This window comes from Sphingomonas tagetis, from assembly GCF_024211275.1.
Lineage (GTDB): Bacteria > Pseudomonadota > Alphaproteobacteria > Sphingomonadales > Sphingomonadaceae > Sphingomonas > Sphingomonas tagetis.
The window spans coordinates 94,289-115,498 of the sequence record NZ_JAMLDX010000014.1 but is presented as its reverse complement, the minus strand read 5'-3'; the positions used below and the strand labels follow the sequence as shown (position 1 = coordinate 115,498).

General features: G+C 67.8%; 20 protein-coding genes. 9 read left to right on the top strand and 11 right to left on the bottom strand.

Translation table 11 applies throughout. From position 1 onward, the window contains the following. Positions 1 to 225 precede the first annotated feature (225 nt). Positions 226 to 900, top strand: a complete 675-nt coding sequence (locus tag M9978_RS16830) for an HAD family hydrolase (protein WP_254295208.1) — start codon at positions 226 to 228, stop codon at positions 898 to 900. Positions 901 to 948: 48 nt separating this feature from the next. On the opposite strand, the gene M9978_RS16825 is transcribed toward M9978_RS16830, so the two are convergent. From M9978_RS16825 to M9978_RS16815, 3 genes are all read right to left on the bottom strand, one after another. Beyond that, entirely contained in the window at positions 949 to 2,154 is a 1,206-nt protein-coding gene (locus M9978_RS16825) for a DUF445 domain-containing protein (RefSeq protein ID WP_254295225.1), read from the bottom strand. A gap of 106 nt (positions 2,155 to 2,260) precedes the next feature. Further along, entirely contained in the window at positions 2,261 to 5,404 is a 3,144-nt protein-coding gene (locus tag M9978_RS16820; protein ID WP_254295207.1) for an efflux RND transporter permease subunit, read from the bottom strand. 10 nt (positions 5,405 to 5,414) lie between these two features. Then, entirely contained in the window at positions 5,415 to 6,623 is a 1,209-nt protein-coding gene (locus M9978_RS16815) for an efflux RND transporter periplasmic adaptor subunit (protein WP_254295206.1), read from the bottom strand. A gap of 251 nt (positions 6,624 to 6,874) precedes the next feature. On the opposite strand from M9978_RS16815, the gene M9978_RS16810 reads away from it, so the two are divergent. Both M9978_RS16810 and M9978_RS16805 read left to right on the top strand, forming a co-directional pair. After that, on the top strand, positions 6,875 to 7,132 hold the full coding sequence (locus M9978_RS16810; protein ID WP_254295204.1) for a GlsB/YeaQ/YmgE family stress response membrane protein: 258 nt from the start codon (positions 6,875 to 6,877) through the stop codon (positions 7,130 to 7,132). 80 nt (positions 7,133 to 7,212) lie between these two features. Continuing rightward, complete coding sequence (locus tag M9978_RS16805) at positions 7,213 to 7,920, top strand: SIMPL domain-containing protein (protein WP_254295203.1); 708 nt, start codon at positions 7,213 to 7,215, stop codon at positions 7,918 to 7,920. A 57-nt stretch (positions 7,921 to 7,977) separates the two neighbouring features. Here M9978_RS16805 and M9978_RS16800 read toward each other — a convergent pair whose 3' ends face one another. The 3 genes from M9978_RS16800 to M9978_RS16790 all read right to left on the bottom strand — a co-directional run bounded on the left by M9978_RS16800 (position 7,978) and on the right by M9978_RS16790 (position 9,050). Beyond that, the gene (locus M9978_RS16800; RefSeq protein ID WP_254295223.1) at positions 7,978 to 8,229 is read right to left on the bottom strand and encodes a GlsB/YeaQ/YmgE family stress response membrane protein; all 252 of its coding nucleotides are present in this window, start codon (positions 8,227 to 8,229) and stop codon (positions 7,978 to 7,980) included. A gap of 151 nt (positions 8,230 to 8,380) precedes the next feature. Further along, entirely contained in the window at positions 8,381 to 8,680 is a 300-nt protein-coding gene (sciP, locus tag M9978_RS16795; RefSeq protein ID WP_254295201.1) for a CtrA inhibitor SciP, read from the bottom strand. A 100-nt stretch (positions 8,681 to 8,780) separates the two neighbouring features. Beyond that, a complete protein-coding gene (locus tag M9978_RS16790; protein WP_254295200.1) occupies positions 8,781 to 9,050 on the bottom strand; it encodes a hypothetical protein in 270 nt (89 codons plus the stop codon). A 107-nt stretch (positions 9,051 to 9,157) separates the two neighbouring features. Between M9978_RS16790 and mnmA the strand changes: the two genes are divergently transcribed. Next, complete coding sequence (gene mnmA / locus M9978_RS16785) at positions 9,158 to 10,264, top strand: tRNA 2-thiouridine(34) synthase MnmA (RefSeq protein ID WP_254295199.1); 1,107 nt, start codon at positions 9,158 to 9,160, stop codon at positions 10,262 to 10,264. Between the two features lie 48 nt (positions 10,265 to 10,312). Here mnmA and M9978_RS16780 read toward each other — a convergent pair whose 3' ends face one another. The 5 genes from M9978_RS16780 to pdxH form a co-directional block, all read right to left on the bottom strand. After that, positions 10,313 to 10,753 (bottom strand): hypothetical protein, encoded by a 441-nt coding sequence (locus tag M9978_RS16780; RefSeq protein WP_254295198.1) that lies wholly within the window; start codon positions 10,751 to 10,753, stop codon positions 10,313 to 10,315. Between the two features lie 120 nt (positions 10,754 to 10,873). Continuing rightward, a complete protein-coding gene (locus M9978_RS16775) occupies positions 10,874 to 11,557 on the bottom strand; it encodes a GNAT family N-acetyltransferase (RefSeq protein WP_254295197.1) in 684 nt (227 codons plus the stop codon). Beyond that, the gene (locus M9978_RS16770; RefSeq protein ID WP_254295196.1) at positions 11,554 to 12,345 is read right to left on the bottom strand and encodes a PhzF family phenazine biosynthesis protein; all 792 of its coding nucleotides are present in this window, start codon (positions 12,343 to 12,345) and stop codon (positions 11,554 to 11,556) included. Before M9978_RS16770 ends, M9978_RS16775 begins: the two co-directional genes overlap by 4 nt. After that, positions 12,342 to 13,265 (bottom strand): cation diffusion facilitator family transporter, encoded by a 924-nt coding sequence (locus M9978_RS16765; protein ID WP_254295195.1) that lies wholly within the window; start codon positions 13,263 to 13,265, stop codon positions 12,342 to 12,344. Before M9978_RS16765 ends, M9978_RS16770 begins: the two co-directional genes overlap by 4 nt. After that, a complete protein-coding gene (gene pdxH / locus M9978_RS16760; RefSeq protein ID WP_254295192.1) occupies positions 13,262 to 13,852 on the bottom strand; it encodes a pyridoxamine 5'-phosphate oxidase in 591 nt (196 codons plus the stop codon). The genes M9978_RS16765 and pdxH overlap by 4 nt, the downstream gene beginning before the upstream one ends. Positions 13,853 to 13,938: 86 nt before the next feature. On the opposite strand from pdxH, the gene ku reads away from it, so the two are divergent. From ku to M9978_RS16735, 5 genes are read left to right on the top strand one after another with little or no spacing between them, the layout of a single operon-like run. Next, on the top strand, positions 13,939 to 14,817 hold the full coding sequence (gene ku, locus M9978_RS16755) for a non-homologous end joining protein Ku (RefSeq protein WP_254295190.1): 879 nt from the start codon (positions 13,939 to 13,941) through the stop codon (positions 14,815 to 14,817). A 2-nt stretch (positions 14,818 to 14,819) separates the two neighbouring features. Next, on the top strand, positions 14,820 to 15,305 hold the full coding sequence (locus M9978_RS16750; RefSeq protein WP_254295188.1) for an MgtC/SapB family protein: 486 nt from the start codon (positions 14,820 to 14,822) through the stop codon (positions 15,303 to 15,305). Further along, the gene (ligD, locus tag M9978_RS16745) at positions 15,292 to 17,727 is read left to right on the top strand and encodes a DNA ligase D (protein ID WP_254295186.1); all 2,436 of its coding nucleotides are present in this window, start codon (positions 15,292 to 15,294) and stop codon (positions 17,725 to 17,727) included. The genes M9978_RS16750 and ligD overlap by 14 nt, the downstream gene beginning before the upstream one ends. 56 nt (positions 17,728 to 17,783) lie before the next feature. Further along, the gene (locus M9978_RS16740; RefSeq protein WP_254295184.1) at positions 17,784 to 20,270 is read left to right on the top strand and encodes a circularly permuted type 2 ATP-grasp protein; all 2,487 of its coding nucleotides are present in this window, start codon (positions 17,784 to 17,786) and stop codon (positions 20,268 to 20,270) included. After that, a complete protein-coding gene (locus tag M9978_RS16735; RefSeq protein WP_254295182.1) occupies positions 20,270 to 21,157 on the top strand; it encodes a transglutaminase family protein in 888 nt (295 codons plus the stop codon). Before M9978_RS16740 ends, M9978_RS16735 begins: the two co-directional genes overlap by 1 nt. The last annotated feature ends 53 nt before the right edge of the window (positions 21,158 to 21,210 follow it).

Genomic DNA, 21,210 nt, shown 5'->3' with positions numbered 1-21,210 from the left:
GGTGGCGATCTGCAGGCCCGTGGCCGCGTCGCGAGGGTTCGACGGGCCAACCGGCCCGCCTTCACCCGCGCTCCTTGCCACGAACCTGCAGATCGCCATCATGCTCCACGCCCTGACCGAGTTTGGCCCCTTTCATCCTTGGTTCATTCGGGCTGGATCGGCAAGCGCCCGCGTTTACAGATATTTCCGTTGAAACCCAATTATGAGCAGTGAAGTAAGGCGCAGATGCGGCAACTCGCAATTTACGACATGGACAAGACGATCACGCGCAAGGCGACGTGGATGCCGTTCCTGATTCATGCCGCGATGGCGCGGGCGAGGTGGCGGCTGGCGCTGTGGCCGCTCGCGGGCGTGGCGTCGGCGGCGTATCTGGCGAAGCGGATTTCGCGCGCGCGGCTCAAGGAGATCACGCATCGGCTGATGCTGGGGCGCTCGATCCCGCCGGGCGATCTGGCGGCGGTGGCGGAGGCGTTCGCCGACAGTGTGGCGGCCGCGGGGCTGTTCGCCGATGCGCGGGCGCGGGTCGAAGCAGATCGGGTGGCGGGCTGGGAGCCGGTACTGGCGACGGCGAGCCACGGCTATTATGCGCGCGCGATCGCGGCGCGGCTGGGCGTGCGCCATGTGATCGCGACCGAGGCGCGGCGCGACGCCGATGGGAATGTGCTGGCGGGGCTGGAGGGCGAGAATTGCTACGGCCCCGCCAAGCTGCGGCTGATCGAGGCGTGGCTGGCGCGCGAGGGACTGACGCGAGGGGAGGTGCGGGTGCGCTTCTACAGCGACCACGTATCGGACGCGCCGGCGCTGGACTGGGCGGACGAGGCCTATGCGGTGAATGCGCATGGGCCGTTGCGCAAGCTGGCGGCCGCGAAGGGGTGGACGGTGCTGGATTGGGCGGGATAGCGGGCTGGCGCCCGGGGATGACGGCTGAGTCTTCCCGCGCGCCGGCCTCTACAGCAGCACGTGCAGCGTGTGGATCGCGAGACCGACCAGCCCGCCGACCAGCGTGCCGTTGATGCGGATATACTGGAGGTCCTGCCCGACGGTGTTTTCGAGCCGGCCAGTGATGGTCTGCGTGTCCCAGCTGCGCACCGTGTCGGAGACGAGGCGGACGATGCCGTCGCCATAGTCGGCGGCGGTGCCGACCGCGGCGCGGCGGACGAAGCGGTTGATCATGTGCGCGAGGCGCGGGTCGTTCTGGAGCGTCTGGCCAAGCTGGCGCAGCGCTTCGCCGAGCTTGCCGGTGAGCGCGGCATCGGGGTCGCGCGCGACACGCAGCAGTGCGGCGCGGGCCTGTTCCCACATCCCCTCGATCCAGCGGGCGAGCGCGGGATTGTCGAGCATGCCGGCCTTGAATTCCTCGACCTTGATCCGCGTGGGGATGTCGAACTGGAGGTCGAAGGCGAGCTTTTCGAGACCTTCCTCGACCTTGGCGCGCAGCGGGTGGCCGGGATCGTCGGCGACGTCGGAGACGAGCTTCGTCAGACCGTCGATGATCGCGTTCGCCAGCGTCTCGTCGAGGCCGGTCCAGCGCAGGATCGTGCCGGCGCGCTCGTGGACCATCTTGCGGATCAGGCCTTCGTTCTGCTCGATGATCTTCGCCAGCCAGCGCAGCATCGAATCCATCAGCGGCGTGTGGCGGCCCTCGGCCATCGCAGCGCCGAGCGCTTGCCCGAGCAAGGGGGCGATGTCGGTCTGGCGCAGGCGGGTGGCGACCGCGCCCTTGATCATGCCGCCCAATTGCTCCTGATCGAGCGATTCGAGCAGGCTCGCGGCCATGCGCGACGCGCCGCGGCGCAGGCGGCCCGAGCTTTCGGGCGGCAGGGCGAGCCAACGGCCGGCGGCGCCGGCGACGTCGACCTGCTGCATGCGCCGCGCGACGACGCGCGGGATCAGGAAATTGTCGCGCAGGAAGCTTGCGAGCGCGGTGGCGATACGATCCTTGTTGCGCGGGATGATCGCGGTGTGCGGGATCGGCAGGCCGAGCGGGTGGCGGAACAGCGCGGTGACCGCGAACCAGTCGGCGAGGCCGCCGACCATCGCCGCCTCGGCAAAGGCGCGGACGAAGCCGGCGGCGGGCCAGGCCGGTTCGAAGTGACGCGCCGCCAGATAGACGAGCGCCATCGCCACCAGCAGGCCGGTGGCGATCACGCGCATGCGCCTTAGGCCGGGCGGGGCGGGCTCGCGCGCGCCGAGCAGGCGACCGGACAGCGCGCGGGGGGATCGGGTCATGCCCGTAACAATCCCTCCGCGCGGCTTTGGTTCATTCGGCAGGTTGCGTTCCATCCTCGCCGCGGTGCCCGATCCGGCCACCGGGCAGCTGCTCGATCACCGGGCCGTCCTGCGGGCCATGCTCGTCGCCGGGCTTGTAGGTGAGCAAACGGCGGCGCAGGCGCGGACCCATCCACTTTTCCACGCCGATCGCGAGGCTGAAGCTGGCGGGCACGATCAGCAGCGTGAGCAGCGTCGAGAGCGCGAGGCCGCCGATCACGGTGATGCCCATCGGCGCACGCCACGAGCCGTCGCCGTTGAGCGACAGCGCGGTCGGTACCATGCCGGCGATCATCGCGACCGTCGTCATGATGATCGGCTGGGCGCGCTTGTGACCGGCGTCGGCAATGGCGGTGAGCTTGTCGACGCCCTTCTCCATCTCCTCGATCGCGAAGTCGATCAGCAGGATCGAGTTCTTCGCGACGATGCCGAGCAGCATCAGCAGGCCGATGAACACGGGCATCGAGATCGGGTTGCCGGTGATCATCAGCGCCAGTAGCCCGCCAAGCGGCGCGAGCAGCAGCGAGCCCATGTTGACCAGCGGCGAGACGAAGCGGCGGTAGAGCAGCACCAGCACCGCGAAGACGAGGAAGATGCCCGCGATCACGGCGATGATGAAGTTGTTGATCATCTCGCCCTGCCATTTGGCCTGGCCGACGACCAGTTCGCCGACGCCGATCGGCAGGTTCTTCATCGTCGGCAGCGCCTTGATCTGCTTCATCGCCTCGCCGCTGACGATACCCGGCGAGAGGTCGGCGCCGATCATGATGCGGCGCTGCTTGTTGATGCGGTCGATGCGCGTCGGGCCGGCGCCGAAGCCGATATCGGCGACGAGGCTCAAGGGCACCGAGCCGCCGGCCTGGGTGGAGACGGGCAGGTTCTGGATGGTCGAGAGGCGCGCGCGCGCATCCTCGTCGAGCGCGACGCGGATCGGGATCTGACGGTCGGAGAGCGAGAAGCGCGCGCTGTTCTGGTCGATATCGCCCAGCGTCGCGATGCGGATCGCCGACGACAGTGACTGGGTGGTCACGCCGAGACTGGCGGCGAGGTCCATGCGCGGCCGGATCACGATCTCCGGCCGCTGCAGGTCGCCCTGCACGCGCGGCGCGACGATGGTCTTGAGGCCTTCCATCTCCTCGACGATCTTCTGGGCGGTCTGCTGGAGCAGCGCCGGGTCCTCGCCGCCGAGCGTGATGGTGAGCGCGCGGCCGCTGCCGCCAAAGCCCTGCTGATTGCGGAACGAGACTCGCGCGTCAGGGATCTTGGCCAGATCGGGCGTGAGCTTGCGCTGGAATTCGTCGCTGGTGAATTTGCGGTCCTCGGACAGCAGGGCGACGACGCGGCCATTGCCGACGGCGGTGCGCGAATAGGTGTTGTCGACCCCATCCTGCTTCGCCAGCAGATCGCGCACGCGGTCGACCACGACTTCGGTCTGGGCGAGCGTGGTGCCGGGCACCATCTCGATGCTCGCGGTGACCGCGTCCTGATCCATCTGCGGCTGGAAGGTCATCGGCAGCATCATGAAGCAGACGACGGTGAGTGCGAGCGACACCGCGCCGCCGACGATCGCCGACCAGCGATGGCGCAGCGTCCAGTTGAGGATCTTCATATACTGATCCATCATCCAGCCTTCGCCATGCGTGGCGTGCCCCTTGGCCTTCAGGAAATAGGCGGCGATCATCGGGGTGAGCATGCGCGCGACGACGAGGCTCATCAGCACCGCCGCGACCACGGTGAGGCCGAAATTCTTGAAGAATTGCCCCGACACGCCGGGCATCATGCCGACTGGCAGGAACACCGCGACGATCGACATGGTGGTGGCGAACACCGCCACGCCGATCTCGTCGGCGGCGTCGATCGATGCCTGATAAGCGGTCTTGCCCATGCGCATGTGGCGGACGATGTTCTCGATCTCAACGATCGCGTCATCGACCAGCACGCCGGCCACCAGGCTGAGCGCGAGCAAGGTCATCTGATTGAGGTTGAACCCCATCAGCTCCATGAAGAAGAAGGTCGGGATCGCCGAGAGCGGGATCGCCAGCGCCGAGATCAGGGTCGCGCGCCAGTCGCGCAGGAACAGGAACACCACGACCACGGCGAGCGCTGCGCCTTCGAGCAGCGCCTCGATCGCGGAATGATATTGCGATTTGGCATATTTGGTGTTGCCGGCAAACAGCAGCTCGAAACGCACCTTGGGATTGCGCTCGGTCAGCTGCGCCAGTTTCGCCTCGGCATCGTGGAACACCTCGACATCCGACGCGCCCTTGCCGCGCTTGATGTCGAAGGCAAGCACCGGCTTGCCGTTCCATTCGGCCGAATTGCGCAGTTCGGCGTAAAGATCCCTGACCTGCGCGATATCGGCCAGCCGCACCGTCCGGCCGCCGCCGATCGCGATCTGGGTCTGGCCGAGCGTATAGGCGTTGGTCGCGTTGCCGAGCACGCGGACCGATTGTTCGGTGCCCGAAATCTCCGCACGACCGCCGGCGGCGTTGAGGTTCACCTGCCGCAGCTGCTGGTTCACCTGCGAAGCGGTCAGGCCATAGGACTGGATCTTGGCGGGATCGAGGATGACGCGGATTTCGCGGTTGACGCCGCCGACCCGCTCGACCGCGGTGAGGCCGGGCACCGACAGCAGCTCCTTCGACACGCTGTTGTCGACATACCAGGACAGCTCTTCCATCGTCATGTCGGTGGCGATGGCGGTGAAGCTGGCGATATCGTCGTCCGTGGTGTTGGCGCGGAACACCTGCGGTTCGAGAATGCCGTCGGGCAAGTCGCCGCGGATCTGGTTGACCGCTTCGCGAACGTCGTTGACCGCGCGGTCGATCGGGGTGCCGATCGCGAGCTGGATGACGGTCTGCGAGCTGCCTTCCTGAACGGTCGATTCGATCTGGTCGATGCCCTGTAGCGCGCGCACCGCGGACTCGACGCGCTGCGTGACCTGCGTCTCGAGCTCGGTCGGCGCGGCACCCGGCTGGCTGATGACGACGATCGCGATCGGAAAGTCGATGTCCGGCTGATTGTTGACGTCCATCCGCATGAAGCTGACGACCCCCGCAATCGTCAGCGCAATGAACAGCACGATGGGCGGAACCGGATTACGGATCGACCAGGCCGAGATGTTGCGGAAGCCCATGGCTGTGTCCTTACCGCTTGAGCGTCGTCAGGTTGGGAATAACCTTCTGGCCCGGATTGAGGAACGCGCCCGCGGTCAGCACGACGCGTTCGGTGCCCGTCAGGCCGCTGGTGATCGCGACGCCCGCATCGGACACGTCGCCGGTGGTGATGGCGCGGCGCTCGGCCTCGTCCTTCGCATTCAGCACAAAGACGAAATTGCCCTTGGCGTCGCTCTGCACCGCCGATTGCGGCAGCAGCGGCGCGACCTGGCCGCCTGCGATGATGCGCGCCGAGGCGAAGCCGCCGGGACGAAGCGCCTTGTCGTAGCTCAACGCGATGCGGGCGATGCCCTGACGCGTCTGCGGGTCGATCACCGGCGAGACCTGCCACACCTGACCGGTGAACACCTGAGTCGTGCCGACCGGGGTGACCTCGGCGCGGACGCCGGCGCCGATGCGCTGGAGATCGGCTTCGGAAAGCTGCGCACGCATCTCCATCTGCCCGCCCTGCGCGATGCGGAACAGCGTGCCCGAACCCGAGCTGATGATCTGGCCCGGCTCGACCTGACGAGTCAGGACGAGGCCGGCGGCGGGCGCGCGGATGTCGAGGCGGCGGTTGCGCGCCGAGATCTCGGCGAACTGCGCCTGCGCCACGCGAACCCGCGCGGCCGCCGAATCGCGCGTCGCGGTCTTGCGGTCGATGTCGGCCTTCGACACGAAGCCGCGTGCGACCAGCTGCTTCGCTCGGTCGAGTTCGGCCTGGGCGATGCCGAGATCGGCCTGCGCGACGCGGATGTTCGCCGCCTGCGACTGGGCGGTCTGCGACTGGACCGAGCGGTCGACGGTGGCGAGCACCTGTCCCGCGCCCACCCAGGCGCCCGGCTCGACCAGCACGCGCGTGACCATGCCGCCTTCGCCGGCGACGCCGACCGGCATCTCGCGCCGCGCGGCGAGCGAGCCGGTGCCGGTGATCGCGCGCTCGATGCTCTGGCGGCCCGGGATCGCGACGGTGACGGTGGAAAGCTGGCGGCCGCCGCCGGCCTGCGCACCCTTGGCGGCGGCACCGGCGGTCTTCTGGCCGTCGCTATCGCCCGAGGACAGCGCGAACCATGCGACCGCTGCGGCAATCACGACCAGTGCCGCGATGATGATCAGCCACTTGCGGCGCGAGCGCACCTCGGTCTCGTCCGTCAACGCCAGCGGTTCGTCCCTGCCCAACATCCCTGCCTCATAATTCATGCGCAACCCCTGCCACTCGGCCCATTTCGGGCATAGCGGGCCATCCCCGTCGCGCTGTATTAGATGAATAAGTCACCGGCCTCAATAGCCGTCTCAATCGTGACCGGGCCATTGCCTGTTTTCGTCTTGTTCCGCAAGCGAAAGCGTGCCGCGATGAGTCACCGGGCATACCCGAATCAGGGTTTGCAGCGCATTCATCCTGGGGCACTCTGCCGTCCGGTCCCGCAGAGGGCTGCAGACAGGAGAATGATATGCCCGACGGTATTCTCGGCTGGATCCTGATCGGCCTGGTGGCCGGCGTACTCGGCAAGCTCATCATGCCCGGAAAGGATCCGGGCGGCATCATCGTCACCATCCTGATCGGCATTGCGGGCGCACTGCTGGCAGGTTTTGTCGCGCCGTCGCTGGGAATCGACCTCAGCACCACCTTCCGCAGCTATGCCGCCGCCACGGTGGGCGCGATCGTGCTGCTGGCGGTGTATCGCTTGATCATGTCGCGGCGAACCTGACGCTTTCATTTCGGGGTCGTTCAGCCCGCGTTGCCCTTCGTGCGTTAGGCGCGGTGGATCAACCGCTGAAAGGCCCCAATATGGTTCGAATGCTTGCCGCCGCCGCGATGATCGCGGCGGTCCCGATCGCCGCCGCGGCGCAGGAGGCGGTGCCGGTCGCCATCGTCGATGGCACCTTGCTCGATGTCGTCGCCGAAGGGCAGGCGAGCCGCGTGCCCGATATCGCGACGATCCGGGCGGGCGTGGTGACCCAGGCGGCGACCGCGGCGGGTGCGCTGTCGGCCAATGCCGCGCAGATGACGCGGGTGCTGGCGGCGCTCAAGGCGGCGGGCGTGGCCGAGCGTGACGTGCAGACCGCGACGATCTCGCTGAGTCCGCAATATCGCTATGCCGAGAACCAGCCGCCGGTGATCACCGGCTATCAGGCATCGAACAGCGTGGCGGTGAAGTTCCGCGACATCGCGCGCAGCGGCGCGATCCTCGATGCGCTGGTGCGGCAGGGCGCCAACCAGATCGACGGGCCGAACCTGTCGATCGATCAACTCGAGTCCGCGCAGGACGAGGCGCGCACCGATGCGGTGAAGCGCGCGCGGGCGCGGGCCGAGCTTTATGCCAAAGCGCTGGGGATGCGCGTCGAGCGGCTGGTGTCGCTGAGCGAAGGCGATGGCGGCATGCCGGGACCGGTGCCGGTGATGATGGTGCGGGCGCAGGCCAAGGACGCGACTCAGGTCGTGCCGGGCGAGCAGCAGGTCGGGATCAACCTGCGCGTGCGGTTCCTGCTCAAATAACGAAAAGGGCCGCCCGGATGGGGCGGCCCTTTGTCTTTGCAGCGATCGCGCTGGCGCTTAGCGCAGCGAACCGCGGCGAACGAGGTTGACGATCGCCAGCAGGATGATCGCGCCGACCAGCGACGACACGAAGGTCATCACGGTGACTGCGCTGTTGATCGAGCCGCCGAACAGCAATCCGCCGATGAATGCGCCGACGATGCCGACGACGATGTTGAGCAATACGCCCTGCTGCGCGTCGGTGCGCATGACCATGCTGGCGAGCCAGCCGACCACGCCGCCGATGACGAGCCAGACGATGAGTCCCACGAGGTCCATTTCTTCCTCCACCTTGATGCCCGCATGCTTGCGGACCGTGTGGGGGCAGGACGCGCGAAGGCCGAAAATGGTTCCGCCCGCGTTTCGAGGCGCGGGCGGACAGGTGTGAGGGGGAAGGAGGAACACCCCTCGGTAATTGCGGTCAGTATTTGTGCTGGCGCTCGTAGAGCGAGCGGTAATGCTGGATGCGCGTCACGCGCAGCCCCGGCATGCCCGAACGGTCGATCGCACGCTGCCAGCCGGCGAATTCCTCGACGGTCAGGCTGTAACGGTCACAGACTTCATCGACGGTGAGCAGGCCGCCATTGACGGCCGCGACCACCTCCGCCTTGCGGCGGACCACCCAGCGCGTGGTTTCGGGCGGCGGCAGCGTGTCGAGCGTCAACGGCTCGCCGAGCGGCCCGATCACCTTTGCCGGACGGATCTTCTGGTTTTCAATCATCGCCTACCTCGATCAGGGCGGGGGGTCCCCGTCTTTGTTCTGTAACGACCATATCCGGCGCGGCTTGAGCATCGGCTAAGCGGCACGGTAAACAGCGCGTTCATGCCTCTTTCCGGCCGGTTAGCAGCATCGGTTCGTCGCCGTTCAGCACCAGCTCGACCTCATGGTTGAACGCGCCGTGCGCCGGCGCGAACAGGCCGGCGGCAGGCGCGGTCCAGTCGAGATCGGACTGCGCCCGCGCCGTCGGGCTGGCGGCCTGGCGCGCGGCGACGCCGACCATCAATATGGCCAGTTCGGTGGGGATCGCGGTGACCGCGGCGCGGTCCATCACATCCCGGTCGAATCGATAGCTCAGGTCCACGAACGCCACTCACCTTGAGTCGAAAACATCCGTTATGGGTAGCGGCGAAGGTTGAAGGCCCGGTAAATGCCGTGCGATTTTTGCATCCGGGGCGCGGCTGCACTATGTGCGCGCCCATGCTTTCCGGCGATTTCCAGCTTGCCGAGCCGCTGAACGCGCGGCGGATCGTCGTCGCCATGTCGGGCGGGGTCGACAGTTCGGTCGTGGCCGCGCTCGCCGCACGCACCGGCGCCGAGACGATCGGCGTGACGCTGCAGCTCTATGATCATGGCGAGGCGGTCGGGCGCGCGGGTTCGTGCTGCGCCGGGCGCGACATCCGCGACGCGCGTGCTGTCTGCGACCGGCTGGGAATCGCGCATTATGTGTTCGATCATGCCAGCAGCTTTCGCGAGACGGTGATCGACGATTTCGCCGACGAATATCTCGCGGGGCGCACGCCGATTCCGTGCGTGAAGTGCAATATGGGTCCGAAATTCACCGATCTGTTCGCGCTGGCGCGCGATCTCGGCGCCGATTGCCTTGCGACCGGCCATTATGTGCAGCGCGTGGTCGGCGAAGGACCGGAGCTGCACCGGGGTGCGGACCCGGCGCGCGACCAGAGCTATTTCCTGTTCGCGACGACTGCGGCGCAGCTCGACTACCTGCGCTTTCCATTGGGCGGCATGCCCAAGGCTCAGGTGCGCGAGATCGCCGCGGAGCTGGGGCTGGGCGTGGCGGGCAAGCCCGACAGCCAGGACATCTGTTTCGTCCCCGACCGCGACTATGCCGGGCTGGTCAAGAAGCTGCGGCCCGAGGCGGATACCGCCGGGGACATCGTCGATGAAGCGGGCAACAAGCTCGGCGAGCATCGCGGGCTGATCCACTTCACCGTCGGGCAGCGGCGCGGGCTGGAGATCGGGGGCAGTCCCGAGCCGCTCTATGTGATCCGGCTCGACGCGGCGCGGCGCGAGGTGGTGGTGGGGTGCAAGGCGGCGCTCGCGGTGCGCGCGGCGCGGATCGAGGGGCTGAACTGGCTCGGCGATGGCCATCAGGGACCGATGACGGCGAAGGTGCGCTCGCTGGCCAAGCCGGTGTCGGCGCGGCTGGAGGGCGATCGTGTGGTGTTCGAGACGCCCGAATATGGCGTCGCGCCGGGGCAGGCTGCGGTGCTCTATGCCGGCGAGCGCGTACTGGGCGGCGGCTGGATCAAGGAAACCGAGCGCGCCGAACTGGCGGCGGCCTGAGCGCGGCGGGAGGCGTCCGGGCCGGCATCGCCAGCCCGGACCAACGGCCTAACGCTTGTAGATCAGCTCCTGCAGCAGCATGTTGCCGCCGAGCTTGCGGTATTTGGCGCGCATGCCGCTCTGCTTGTCCTGATCGCGCGTGGTGGTGGCGAGATAGGCGTTCATCTCCTTCTCGCGCATCTCGTCCTCGGCCGGCGTGGTGACGCGGTCGGCGATGGTGACGAGGTACAGGTCGGGCTCGCCGGCACGTTTGTTGATGTTGGCGAGGATGAACGACTCCTTCACCCAGCCCTTCTTCTTCTGGAAATCGAGGCTCTTGCGGTAAACGCCGGCAAGGTGATCGGCATAGTCGCCGGCATGGCCGTCCTCGACGGTTATTTCCGAAACCGTCCAGAAGTTTCCGCCCTTCAATGGGTAATCCTGCGCGGCCACCGGCGCCGCAATAGCGATCGTCATCGCGCCCAGCGCGGTCAGCATCAGCTTTTTCATGGACATTCCCCTGCTCGGACCGTTGTCCGATCGACGATTTACGGCAGTCCGGCGACTGCCGGGCAGTCAAATCGCCAGCGGGTTATGAACCTGAATGTTTCTGGGCGGTAACGAATAATATCAAGCTTTGCCGCGTTGGAAAAAGGTCGCGATGACCTCTCGCCGGATGCGAAAGCCGATCGTCTCGTAGAGCGCGATCGCGCCGTGATTGTCGGCATAGCTGTGCAGGAACGGGGTCTCGCCCGCCGCGACGATGTGCGCCATCACGATCCGCATCAGCCGGCCGGCATAGCCTCTGCCGCGGAAGTCTGGGTGAGTGCAGACGGCGCTGACTTCGGTCAGGCCGGGTGCACGCATGCGCTCGCCCGCCATCGCGACGAGCCGGCCATCGACGCGCACGCCGATGAAGCTGCCGAGGCGGTGGGTGTGGGAGACGAACGGGCCGGGGCGGGTCAGGGTGGCGAGTTCGAGCATCTCGGGGGCGTCTGCGTCGGAGAGGGCGAGATGGTCGAACGGCTCGGGCGCGGCGGGATGTTCGGCGAGCATCTGGACGAGCATCGCCTGCTTGGTGACCGTCAGGCCGGGCGGGACTGGCATCGACTCGCCCTCGACCGTGACGAGCGCGCCGCCGGGCGGGGCGAGTGCGGCCAGCGCGGCAAGACTTTCGGACGAGGCATCGGCAGAAGCGGCAAGGATGTTGATCTCGGGGCTGAAGCGCAGCGCTGTTGCCGCGTCGCCCGCCGCGAACGCCTGCTGGCGCCCGGTCAGCGCGGTCCAGACGGGACGGTCGAGCGGGTGATTCACAGGGTAAAAATTCCTTCGATCACCGTCACGCACTGGCCGCGGAGGATGGCCTGATCGCCGGTAAGTTCGCAATCGACATGGCCGCCGCGCTTGCTCGCCTGATACGCCGTGAAGCGCGCGCGGCCGAGCCGGGCGGCCCAATAGGGGGTGAGGACGCTGTGCGCCGAACCGGTGACGGGGTCTTCGTCGATCCCCGCGGCGGGGGCGAAGACGCGGCTGACGACGTCGGTCTCCGTGCCCGGCGCGGTGACGATGTTGAGCGTGTCGCCGAGCGCGGCCAATGCGCGGAAATCGGGCTGGAGCGCCAGCACCGCCTCGGCGCTGTCGAGCAATGTGAGGTCGTAGCCGTTGGGATGGTGCAGCGTCTTGCCGCTGGTCACGCCGAGCGCATCGAGCAGGCCGGGAATTTCGGCAGGGGCGGGCGGATAGGCCGGCAGCGCCATCGCATAGCTGTACCCGTCGCGCGCCACCGACAGGATGCCGGCCTTGCGCGTGCGGAAGGTCACGCGGTCGAGCGCGGTGTCGCGACTCAGCAGATAGTGACCGCTCGCCAGCGTCGCGTGGCCGCACAGCGCGATCTCGACCGCCGGGGTGAACCAGCGCAGTTCGTAATCGGCCGCGCCGCTCGCATCGGGGACGATGAAGGCGGTCTCGGCGAGGTTGTTCTCCTCGGCGATGGCTTGCAGCACTGCATCGTCGAGCCAGGCGTCGAGCGGCATCACCGCGGCCTGATTGCCGGAGAATGGGCGGTCGGCGAACGCGTCGATCTGGGCGAAGGCGAGCTTCATTCGGCGTCTTTCAACTGCTCGATCTCGTCGGCCTCGCGCAGCGGGTCGCCGGGCTGGTCGATCTGACCGACGGGATCGACATGGATGAGGATTTCGGTGCCGGGGAAGGCGGCTTCGAGCTTGGCTTCGAGCTCGTCGGTAACGTCATGCGCCTGCGCGACGCTCAGCTCGCCGGGCAGGTGGATGTGGAATTGCGCGAAATCCTGTGCGCCGCTGGTGCGGGTGCGCAGGTCGTGCAGGCTTTCGAGGCGCGGCTCGGTCGCGGCGACCTCGACAAAGGCGCGGCGCTTCTCCTCGGGCCATTCGCGGTCCATCAACTGGCCCATCGCCTCGCTCGCCCCGGTCCACGCGCCCCACAGCAGCCACAGCGCGATGGCGATGCCGAACACCGGATCGGCGCCGCGCAGCGCCAGAAATTGCTCGAGCACCAGCGCTGCGATCACGCCGGTATTGAGCAGCAGGTCGGACTGATAATGGAGCCGGTCGGTGCGGATCGCGATCGATCCGCTCGCGTCGATCGCGTGGCGCTGGTACGCCGTCAGCGCGAAGGTGGCGAGGATCGCGATCAGCGACACGATGATGCCGGATTCGGCCTGCGCGGCGACCTCGCCCGAGAAGAAGCGCTCGACCGCGCGCACCGCGATGAAGCTGGCCGAGACCGAGATCAACGCGACCTGGACCAAGGCGGCGAGCGCTTCGGCCTTGCCGTGACCGAAGCGATGCTTTGCGTCGGCGGGCTGCGCGGCGATGCGCACGCCGGCCAGCGTGACGAGACTGGCGACAAGATCGAGCAGGCTGTCGGCAAGGCTGGCGAGCATCGCCACCGACCCAGTCTGCCAGGCGGCATAGCCCTTGAGCGCGCCGAGCAAGAGCGCGGTGGCGACGCTGGCGAGCGCGGCGCGGGTGGGGGTGACGGTCATGGGTAAAGCAGGCCTTCCGACCAGCCGTCATCGGTGCGCACGAACAATCGGCGCTCGTGGAGGCGGTGCTCGCGGTCCTGCCAGAATTCGATTCGCTCAGGGGTAACGCGATAGCCGCCCCAATGCGGCGGGCGCGGGACGTCGCCGCCCTCGAACCGCGCCTGCATCTCGGCAAAGCGCGCCTCGAAGGTGGCGCGGTCGGCAAGCGGGCGCGACTGGTCGCTGGCCCAGGCGCCGAGCTGCGAATCGCGGCTGCGGCTGGCGAAATAGGCGTTGGATTCGGCGTCGGTGGCGAGGCTGACCGGGCCTTCGATGCGGATCTGGCGGCGCAGCGACTTCCAGTGGAACAGCAAGGCGGCCTTGGGCACCGCGGCGAGGTCGGCGGCCTTTCGTCCCTCGCGGTTGGTGTAGAAGACGAAGCCATCGGGGCCGTGGCCCTTGAGCAGCACCATCCGCACCGAGGGCTGGCCGTCCGCATCGACCGTGGCGAGCGCCATCGCATTGGAGTCGTTGGGCTCGGTTTGTCGCGCCTCGGCATACCAGGAATCGAACAGCGCGAAGGGGTCGCCATAGGGAGTTGCGGTCATGCCGCACCAAATAGGCGGAACGAGTCGGCATCCCAAGCTTTGAATCGGCTTCGCAACGACGGCTTGTAGCAACTGGGAGTCCGGACATGGCAGCGCGCGCATATTGGCAGGGGCAGATTCGCCTCGCGCTGGTCTCGATCCCGGTGGAGATTTATTCCGCGACCAAATCGGGCGCGCAGATCGCCTTCCATCAAGTGCACGAACCCTCGGGCAAGCGGATCAAATATGAGAAGGTCGTGCCCGGCGTCGGGCCGATCGATGTCGACGAGATCGTCAAGGGCTTCGAATATGAGAAGGGCCATTATGTCCTGCTCGAGCAGGACGAGATCGATGCGGTGAAGCTCGAGTCCAAGAAGACGCTGGAGCTGACTCAATTCGTCGATGCCGACGAGATCGACGTGCTTTATTATGAAAAGCCCTATTTCGTGGTGCCGGCCGACGATCTGGCCGAGGAGGCGTTCGTCGTGCTGCGCGAGGCGCTGCGGCGCTCGCGCAAGGTGGGGCTGGGGCAGCTCGCGATGCGCGGGCGCGAATATGTCGTCAGCCTCAAGCCGTGCGGCCGCGGGATGGTGCTCGAGACGCTGCGCTATGCCGACGAGGTCAACAAGGCGCAGGGCTATTTCCGCGACATCCCCGATATCGAGCCCGATGCCGAGCTGCTTGGCCTCGCCGAATCGCTGATCGAGAAGAAGGCGGGCAAGTTCGATCCGGCCACCTTCCACGACCGCTATGTCGATGCGCTGAAGGACCTGATCGAGCGGAAGAAGAAGCAGAAATCGAACCGCAAGATCATCGAGGACAAGGACGACGGCGCCGATCCGCGCGGGTCGAACGTTGTCGATTTGATGGCGGCGCTCAAAAAGTCGCTCGAGAAGCCGGGCGGCGGGGCCGTGGCGAAACCGGCAGCGAAGAAGGCGCCGGCGAGGAAGCCGCCCGCCAAGCCCCCGGCAAAGAAGCGGGCCTGACGATGGAGCTGAACCCGCCGACCGGCTTTGGCGCGTTGCATTGGGACGTGGTGCTGCGGCTGCTCGGCGCGGCGGTGGCGGGGCTGCTGATCGGGATCGATCGCGAAGCCAAGGGGCACGGACCGGGGATGCGCACGCACGCGATCCTGTGCTTCGCGGCGTCGCTGGTGACGGTGTCGGCGCTGGCGCTCTATTATCAGCTCGGCGGCACGCAGTCGCAGGCCGATCCGCTGCGCGTGATCGAGGGAACCGCGGCGATGGCGGGGGTGATCGCGGGGGCGCTGATCGTGTTTTCCCGCGGCGAGATCAAGAACCTGACGACCGCTGCGCATATCTGGCTGGCGGCGGTGATCGGGATCGCGTTCGGCGCGGGGCTGTATCCGATCGCGGTGATCGGGACGGTGGTGTCGGTGGTGCTGCTCACCGTGTTCCAGCGCATCGAAAAAGAGGCGTTCGACGAGACGGACGGGCGCGATGGGAAAGATTGATCCGCTCGACAAATATAATTCGATGCGGGACTTCGCGAAGACCGCGGAGCCGAAAGGCGAGATCGCGCGGGGCGAGGGCCGCAAGTTCATCGTGCAGAAGCATGACGCGACGCGGCTGCACTGGGACTTTCGCATCGAGGTGGACGGCGTGCTCAAGAGCTGGGCAGTGACGCGCGGGCCGAGCCTCGACCCCGCCGAGAAGCGCCTCGCGGTGCGGACCGAGGATCACCCGATGTCCTATGCCAGCTTCGAAGGGACGATTCCCCCTGGCGAATATGGCGGCGGCACGGTGATGCTGTGGGACGAAGGCGAATGGGCGCCGGTGCCGGGCAAGAGCGCGAAGGATCTGGAGAAAGGCCATCTCCATTTCGTGCTGCAGGGCGAACGGATGCGCGGGGAATGGCTGCTGATCCGGCTGCGCCCGCGCGGGAAGGAGAAGCGCGAGAACTGGCTGTTGCGCAAGATCGAGGACGATGCCGCGGGCGCGACCGACGCGCTGGTCGAGACCGGGCTGACCAGCATCAGGACCGGGCGGACGATGCAGGAGATCGCCGAGGGGGTGAAGCCGGGCAAGCCGGCGGCCCGGCGCAAGACCTCACCCCGGCCGGCGATGAAGGCCGCGCCGAAGTTCCGCGAGCCGCAACTGGCGACGCTGGTGGACGCGGTGCCGTCGGGCAATGGCTGGCTGCACGAGATGAAATATGACGGCTATCGCGCGCTGATCGCGGTGGGGAAAGGCGGCGCGAAGGTGTTCACGCGCACCGGGCTCGACTGGACCGAAAAGTTCGCCGGGATCGCCAAGGCGGCGGCGGGGCTGGCGGTGGGGTCGGCGCTGATCGATGGCGAGGTGGTGGCCTTCAAGGACGGCAAGCCCGACTTTTCGACCTTGCAGGAGGCGCTGTCGGCAGGGCGCGGCGAGCTGAGCTTCTTCGGGTTCGATCTGCTGGAGCAGGATGGCGAGGATTTGAGCAAGCTGCCGCAGCTCGAGCGCAAGGAGCGGTTGCGGGCAGTGCTGGCGGGAGCGGACCCACGGCTGATCTTCTCGGAGCATGTGCTGGGCGCGGGCGAGAAACTGTTCGAGGCGATGTGCCGCGAGGGGCATGAGGGGATCGTGTCGAAGCGCGCCGATGCGCCCTATCGCGGCACGCGGACCAAGAGCTGGCTCAAGGTCAAATGCACGCGGCGGCAGGAATTCGTCATCATCGGCTGGTCGGCGAGCAGTGCGGCGGGACGCGGGTTCCGCTCGCTGCTGCTGGGGCTGAACGAGGGTGGCGAGCTGCGTTACGCCGGCAAGGTCGGCACCGGGTTCGACACGGCGACGAGCCATGCCTTGCGGGCGAAGCTCGACAAGCTGGCGCGCAAGTCGCCGCCGGTCGATGTGCCGCGCGAGGCGGCGCGCGGCGCGCATTGGGTGACGCCCAAATTGGTGGCGGAAGTTGCCTTCGCCGAGTTCACCGCGGAAAATGTCGTGCGCCATGCGAGCTTCCTCGGGCTGCGCGAAGACAAGCCGGCGGAGCAGGTCGTCGTCGAGAATGCGGCGAAGGCGCCGGACGCGCCCGAGAGCGACGTGAAGATCAGCAACCGCGACCGCGTGATCTTTCCCGATTCGAACGTCACCAAGGGGGATCTCGCCGACTATTATGCCGCGGTTGCGCCGATCCTGCTGCCGTGGGTGACGCATCGGCCGATCAGCCTCGTGCGCTGCCCGCAGGGGCGGGCCAAGCATTGCTTCTTCCAGAAACATGACGCCGGCAGCTTGGGCGAGCACGTCAAACAGGTCGACATCAAGGAGAAGGACGGGTCGGTCGAGCCCTATCTGTGGGTCGACGACATCGACGGCGTGCTGACCTGTGTGCAGATGGGGACGATCGAATTTCACGGCTGGGGCAGCCGGGTCGAGGATGTCGAGAAGGCGGACCGCGTGGTGTTCGACCTCGATCCCGACGAGGGCCTCGATTTCGAGCGGGTCAAGTCGGCGGCGGCGGATCTGAAGCGCCATCTCGCCGACCTTGGGCTGACCAGCTTTGCGATGCTGTCGGGCGGCAAGGGTGTGCACGTTGTGGTGCCGCTGGTCCCACAGGCGGAATGGCCGGCGGTCAAGTCGTTCGCCGACCGCTTCGCGCGCGCGCTGGCGCAGGCCGAGCCGGATCGGTTCACGGCGAACCTCAAAAAGATCGACCGCAAGGGCAAGATCTTCATCGATTATCTGCGCAACCAGCGCGGCAGCACCGCGGTGCTGCCCTATGTCGCGCGGGCGCGGCCGGGGGCGCCGGTGGCGGTGCCGGTCGGATGGACCGAACTGCGCGACATCGCGACACCGCAGCTGTTCAGCGTGCGCGACGCCGACGCGCTGATCGAACGGTCGACCTCGCGCGCGCTCAAGGGATGGGGGCAAGCGGAGCAGGTGCTGCCCGACATCTGATCTTTGTTGCGCTGCACCCTGATTGCGACCAGAACGCCCCGGCGAAAGGGTTTGATTTGGCAAGCGCTGCGGCGACATCCTTATTCGATGCAGCGACCATCGCCGCGCGCTGGGTCGCCGACTATCGCGCCGCGACCCCCGCGACCGATGTTCTCTATGCCGCCGGGCTCGACGATCCCGCCTGGAACGCGGCGTTCGAGGAACTGGCCGGGCGTTCGGGCGATGATCTTGGCCATGCCCGCGACCGGGCGCAGCGCCATGCCGAGGATATCGGCACCGGCTTTCGCATCGTCGGCGAGGGCGAGGAACGGCCCTGGCCGCTGTCGCCGGTGCCGCTGCTGATCGCCAGGGACGAATGGCAGGGGATCGCGGCGGGGGTGGCGCAGCGCGCCGACCTGCTCGAAGCGGTGATCGCCGATTGCTATGGCGAGCAACGGCTGGTGTCGGGCGGTTACCTGCCCGCCGCATTGGTGACGGGCAGCCCGTTCTTCCTGCGGCCGATGATGGCGCTGACGCCACCCGGCGGCTACCACCTCAACTTCGTCGCGGTCGATCTGTGCCGCGGGCCGACCGGCGAGTGGCGCGTGCTCGCCGATCAGCTGCGCGCGCCGGTCGGGGCGGGCTACGCGCTGGAGAATCGCCTCGCGATGTCGCGGCTGGTCGGCGGTTTGCAGTCGCGGCTCAATATCGAGCGGCATGCGCCCTTCTTCGCGGCGTTCCGCGAGGGGCTGGCGGCGCGCTGCCGCCGGATCGATCCGCGGATCGGGCTGCTGACGCCGGGGCGGTTCAACCCGAGCTATGCCGAGCAGGCGCATCTCGCCCGTTATCTCGGGCTGTTGCTGGTCGAGGGCGGCGATCTCGCGGTGCTCGACGACCGCGTCTATCTGCGCACGATTGCGGGCCTCAAGCGAGTCGATGCGCTGTGGCATCGCGTCGATCCGCGCATGGTCGATCCGCTGGCGTTCGACTCGCATTCGCAGATCGGCGTGGCCGGACTGGTCGACGCGATGGCGGCGGGCGAGGTGGTGATCGCCAACACGCCGGGCGCCGGACTGCTGGAGGCGCCGGCCTTTGCCGCGTTCCTGCCCAAGCTGAGCACGCGGCTGACCGGCGAGAATCTCAAGCTCGCCAATATCGCGACCTGGTGGTGCGGGCAGGCGCGCGAGGCGGCCGAGGTCGCGGCCGATCTCGACAATATGCTGATCGCGCCGGCGTTCGGCGTTGGCACCAATGTGCTGAGCGACGGCGCCGCGGTGCTGGGCGCGAATATGCCGCCCGAACAGCGCGCGGCGCTGATCGCCGATTTCGAGCGGCGGCCGCAGGATTATGTCGGGCGCGAGGTGGTGCGGCTGTCGACCATGCCGGTGGTGACCGAGCAGGGGCTGGCGGCGCGGCCCTTCACGCTGCGCGTGTTCGCGGCGCGCGGGCCGGACGGGGGCTGGCATGTCCTGCCCGGCGGCTTCGCGCAGATCGGCGAGCATCCCGACGAGCGCGCTGCGGTGATGGGCGAGGGCAGCTGGTCGGCGGATGTCGTGATCCACGGGCCGGACCCGGTGCAGCCGGTAACGCTGCTGCCGAGCGACGACACCACGCAGCTGCGCCGCAATCCCGGCACGCTGCCGAGCCGGGTGGCGGACAATCTGTTCTGGCTCGGACGTTATCTCGAGCGGGGCGAAGCGCTGCTTGGCCTCGTTCGCTCGCTGCTCGGCCATTCGATCAGTGCGGATACCGGCGCGGCGCTGTCGGTCGAGACGGTGCGCGAGCTGGTCTCGATCCTCGCGATGTCGGGCGCCGCGGCGGCACCGCCGAGCCTCAAGCGCGCCGACCTCACCCGCTTCGCGGCGGCGGCGATGGACGGCGCTGACGGCTGGACGAGCGTGCGCGCGATCAACCGTCAGGCGTGCGGCATCGGCGCGGTGAGCCGCGACCGGCTGTCTGCCGACATGATCCGGCTGCTCGAAGCGCCGTTTCCGACCAAGGGCGGCCAGCTCGACCGCGCAGGCTCGCTGCAGCGACGCTATTATGCACTGGCTGGGCTGGGCGCGGAGCATCTCGGCCGGACCGATGCCTGGCGGTTCCACGACCTCGGCCGCCGGATCGAGCGTGCGGTCGCGGCGATCCGGGCGATCCGCGGCTTCGGCCACGCGAATGCGACGAGCGACGATTTGTCGACGCTACTCGACCTCGCCGACAGCCAGATCAGCTATCGCCAGCGTTACCTGACCGGCATTGCGCGCGTGCCCGTGCTCGATCTGGTCGCGCTCGATCCCGGCAATCCGCGTGGCATCGCCTTTCAGGTGGCGGCGATCACCGAGCATCTCGCCAAGCTGCCCGTGCTGTCCGACGATGGCCTTGCCGAGGCGCAGCAGGCGCAGGCGGCGGAACTGGCGGCGATCATCGCGACGGCGCAGGCGGCGTCGCTCGACGAGGCCAGGCTCAACGACATCGGCAACCGGCTGGCATCGCTGTCCGACGCGATCGCGCGGCGATATTTCCTGCAAGGGGCGGAGCCGTTGCGCGCGGCGAGCCTCGTGTTCGCCTGATGCTGTATAATATCCGGCATGTGACGCGGTTCGATTACGCGGAGCCGGTGGCGTTCGCGCGCTGCAATTTGCGGCTCAAGCCAATCGCCTGGTCGGGGCAGGAACTGCACGATTATGGCCTGACGATCGAGCCGGGCGGGCGTACCTCGCCGGCGCGGGCCGAGGCGGGGCTGGCCAATGTCGTGCGGCTGGTTGTCGAGCAGGCGTCGACCAGCCTGACGATCGAGAGCCGCTGCCGCATCACCGTCGACCGGCCGGTGCCGGTGCCCGACGCCAGCGACCCGACGCTGGCCGAGGTTGCGAAATGGGCGCGCGAGAGCCGTGACGCCGGGCCGGCGAGCCCGGCGGCTTATCTCTTTCCCTCGCCGCTGCTGCCGCTCGATGCCGACATCGCGGCTTGGTGTGCCGAGGATCTCGATCCGTCGCGCGGCGCGCTGGAGGCGGCGATTACGCTGGCGCAGCGCATCCAGCGCGAGTTCGCGTTCGATCCGACCGCGACGCTGGTCGATACCACGCCGCATGAGGCGTTCGTGAAGCGCGGCGGGGTATGCCAGGACTTCGCGCAGATCATGATCTCCGGGCTGCGCGCGGCGGGACTGCCGGCCGCCTATGCCTCGGGCTATCTGCGCACCTTGCCGCCGCCGGGGCAGCCGCGGCTGGTCGGCGCGGACGCGACTCATGCCTGGGTACTGCTGTGGTGCGGCCCGGCGCGCGGCTGGGTCGGCGTCGATCCGACCAACGGCATCTGGATGGCGAGCGACCATGTGATCGTCGCGATCGGCCGCGACTATGCCGATATCGCGCCGGTCGATGGGGTGATCCTGGGCTATGGCGCGCAGGCGATGAAGGTTTCGGTGGATGTCGAGCCGCTCGAGACGGTTGTCTGACTTGCAACCGGCGGCGTCCGCGCCGATGTAGCCGCGTAAGACGGTGGAAATTC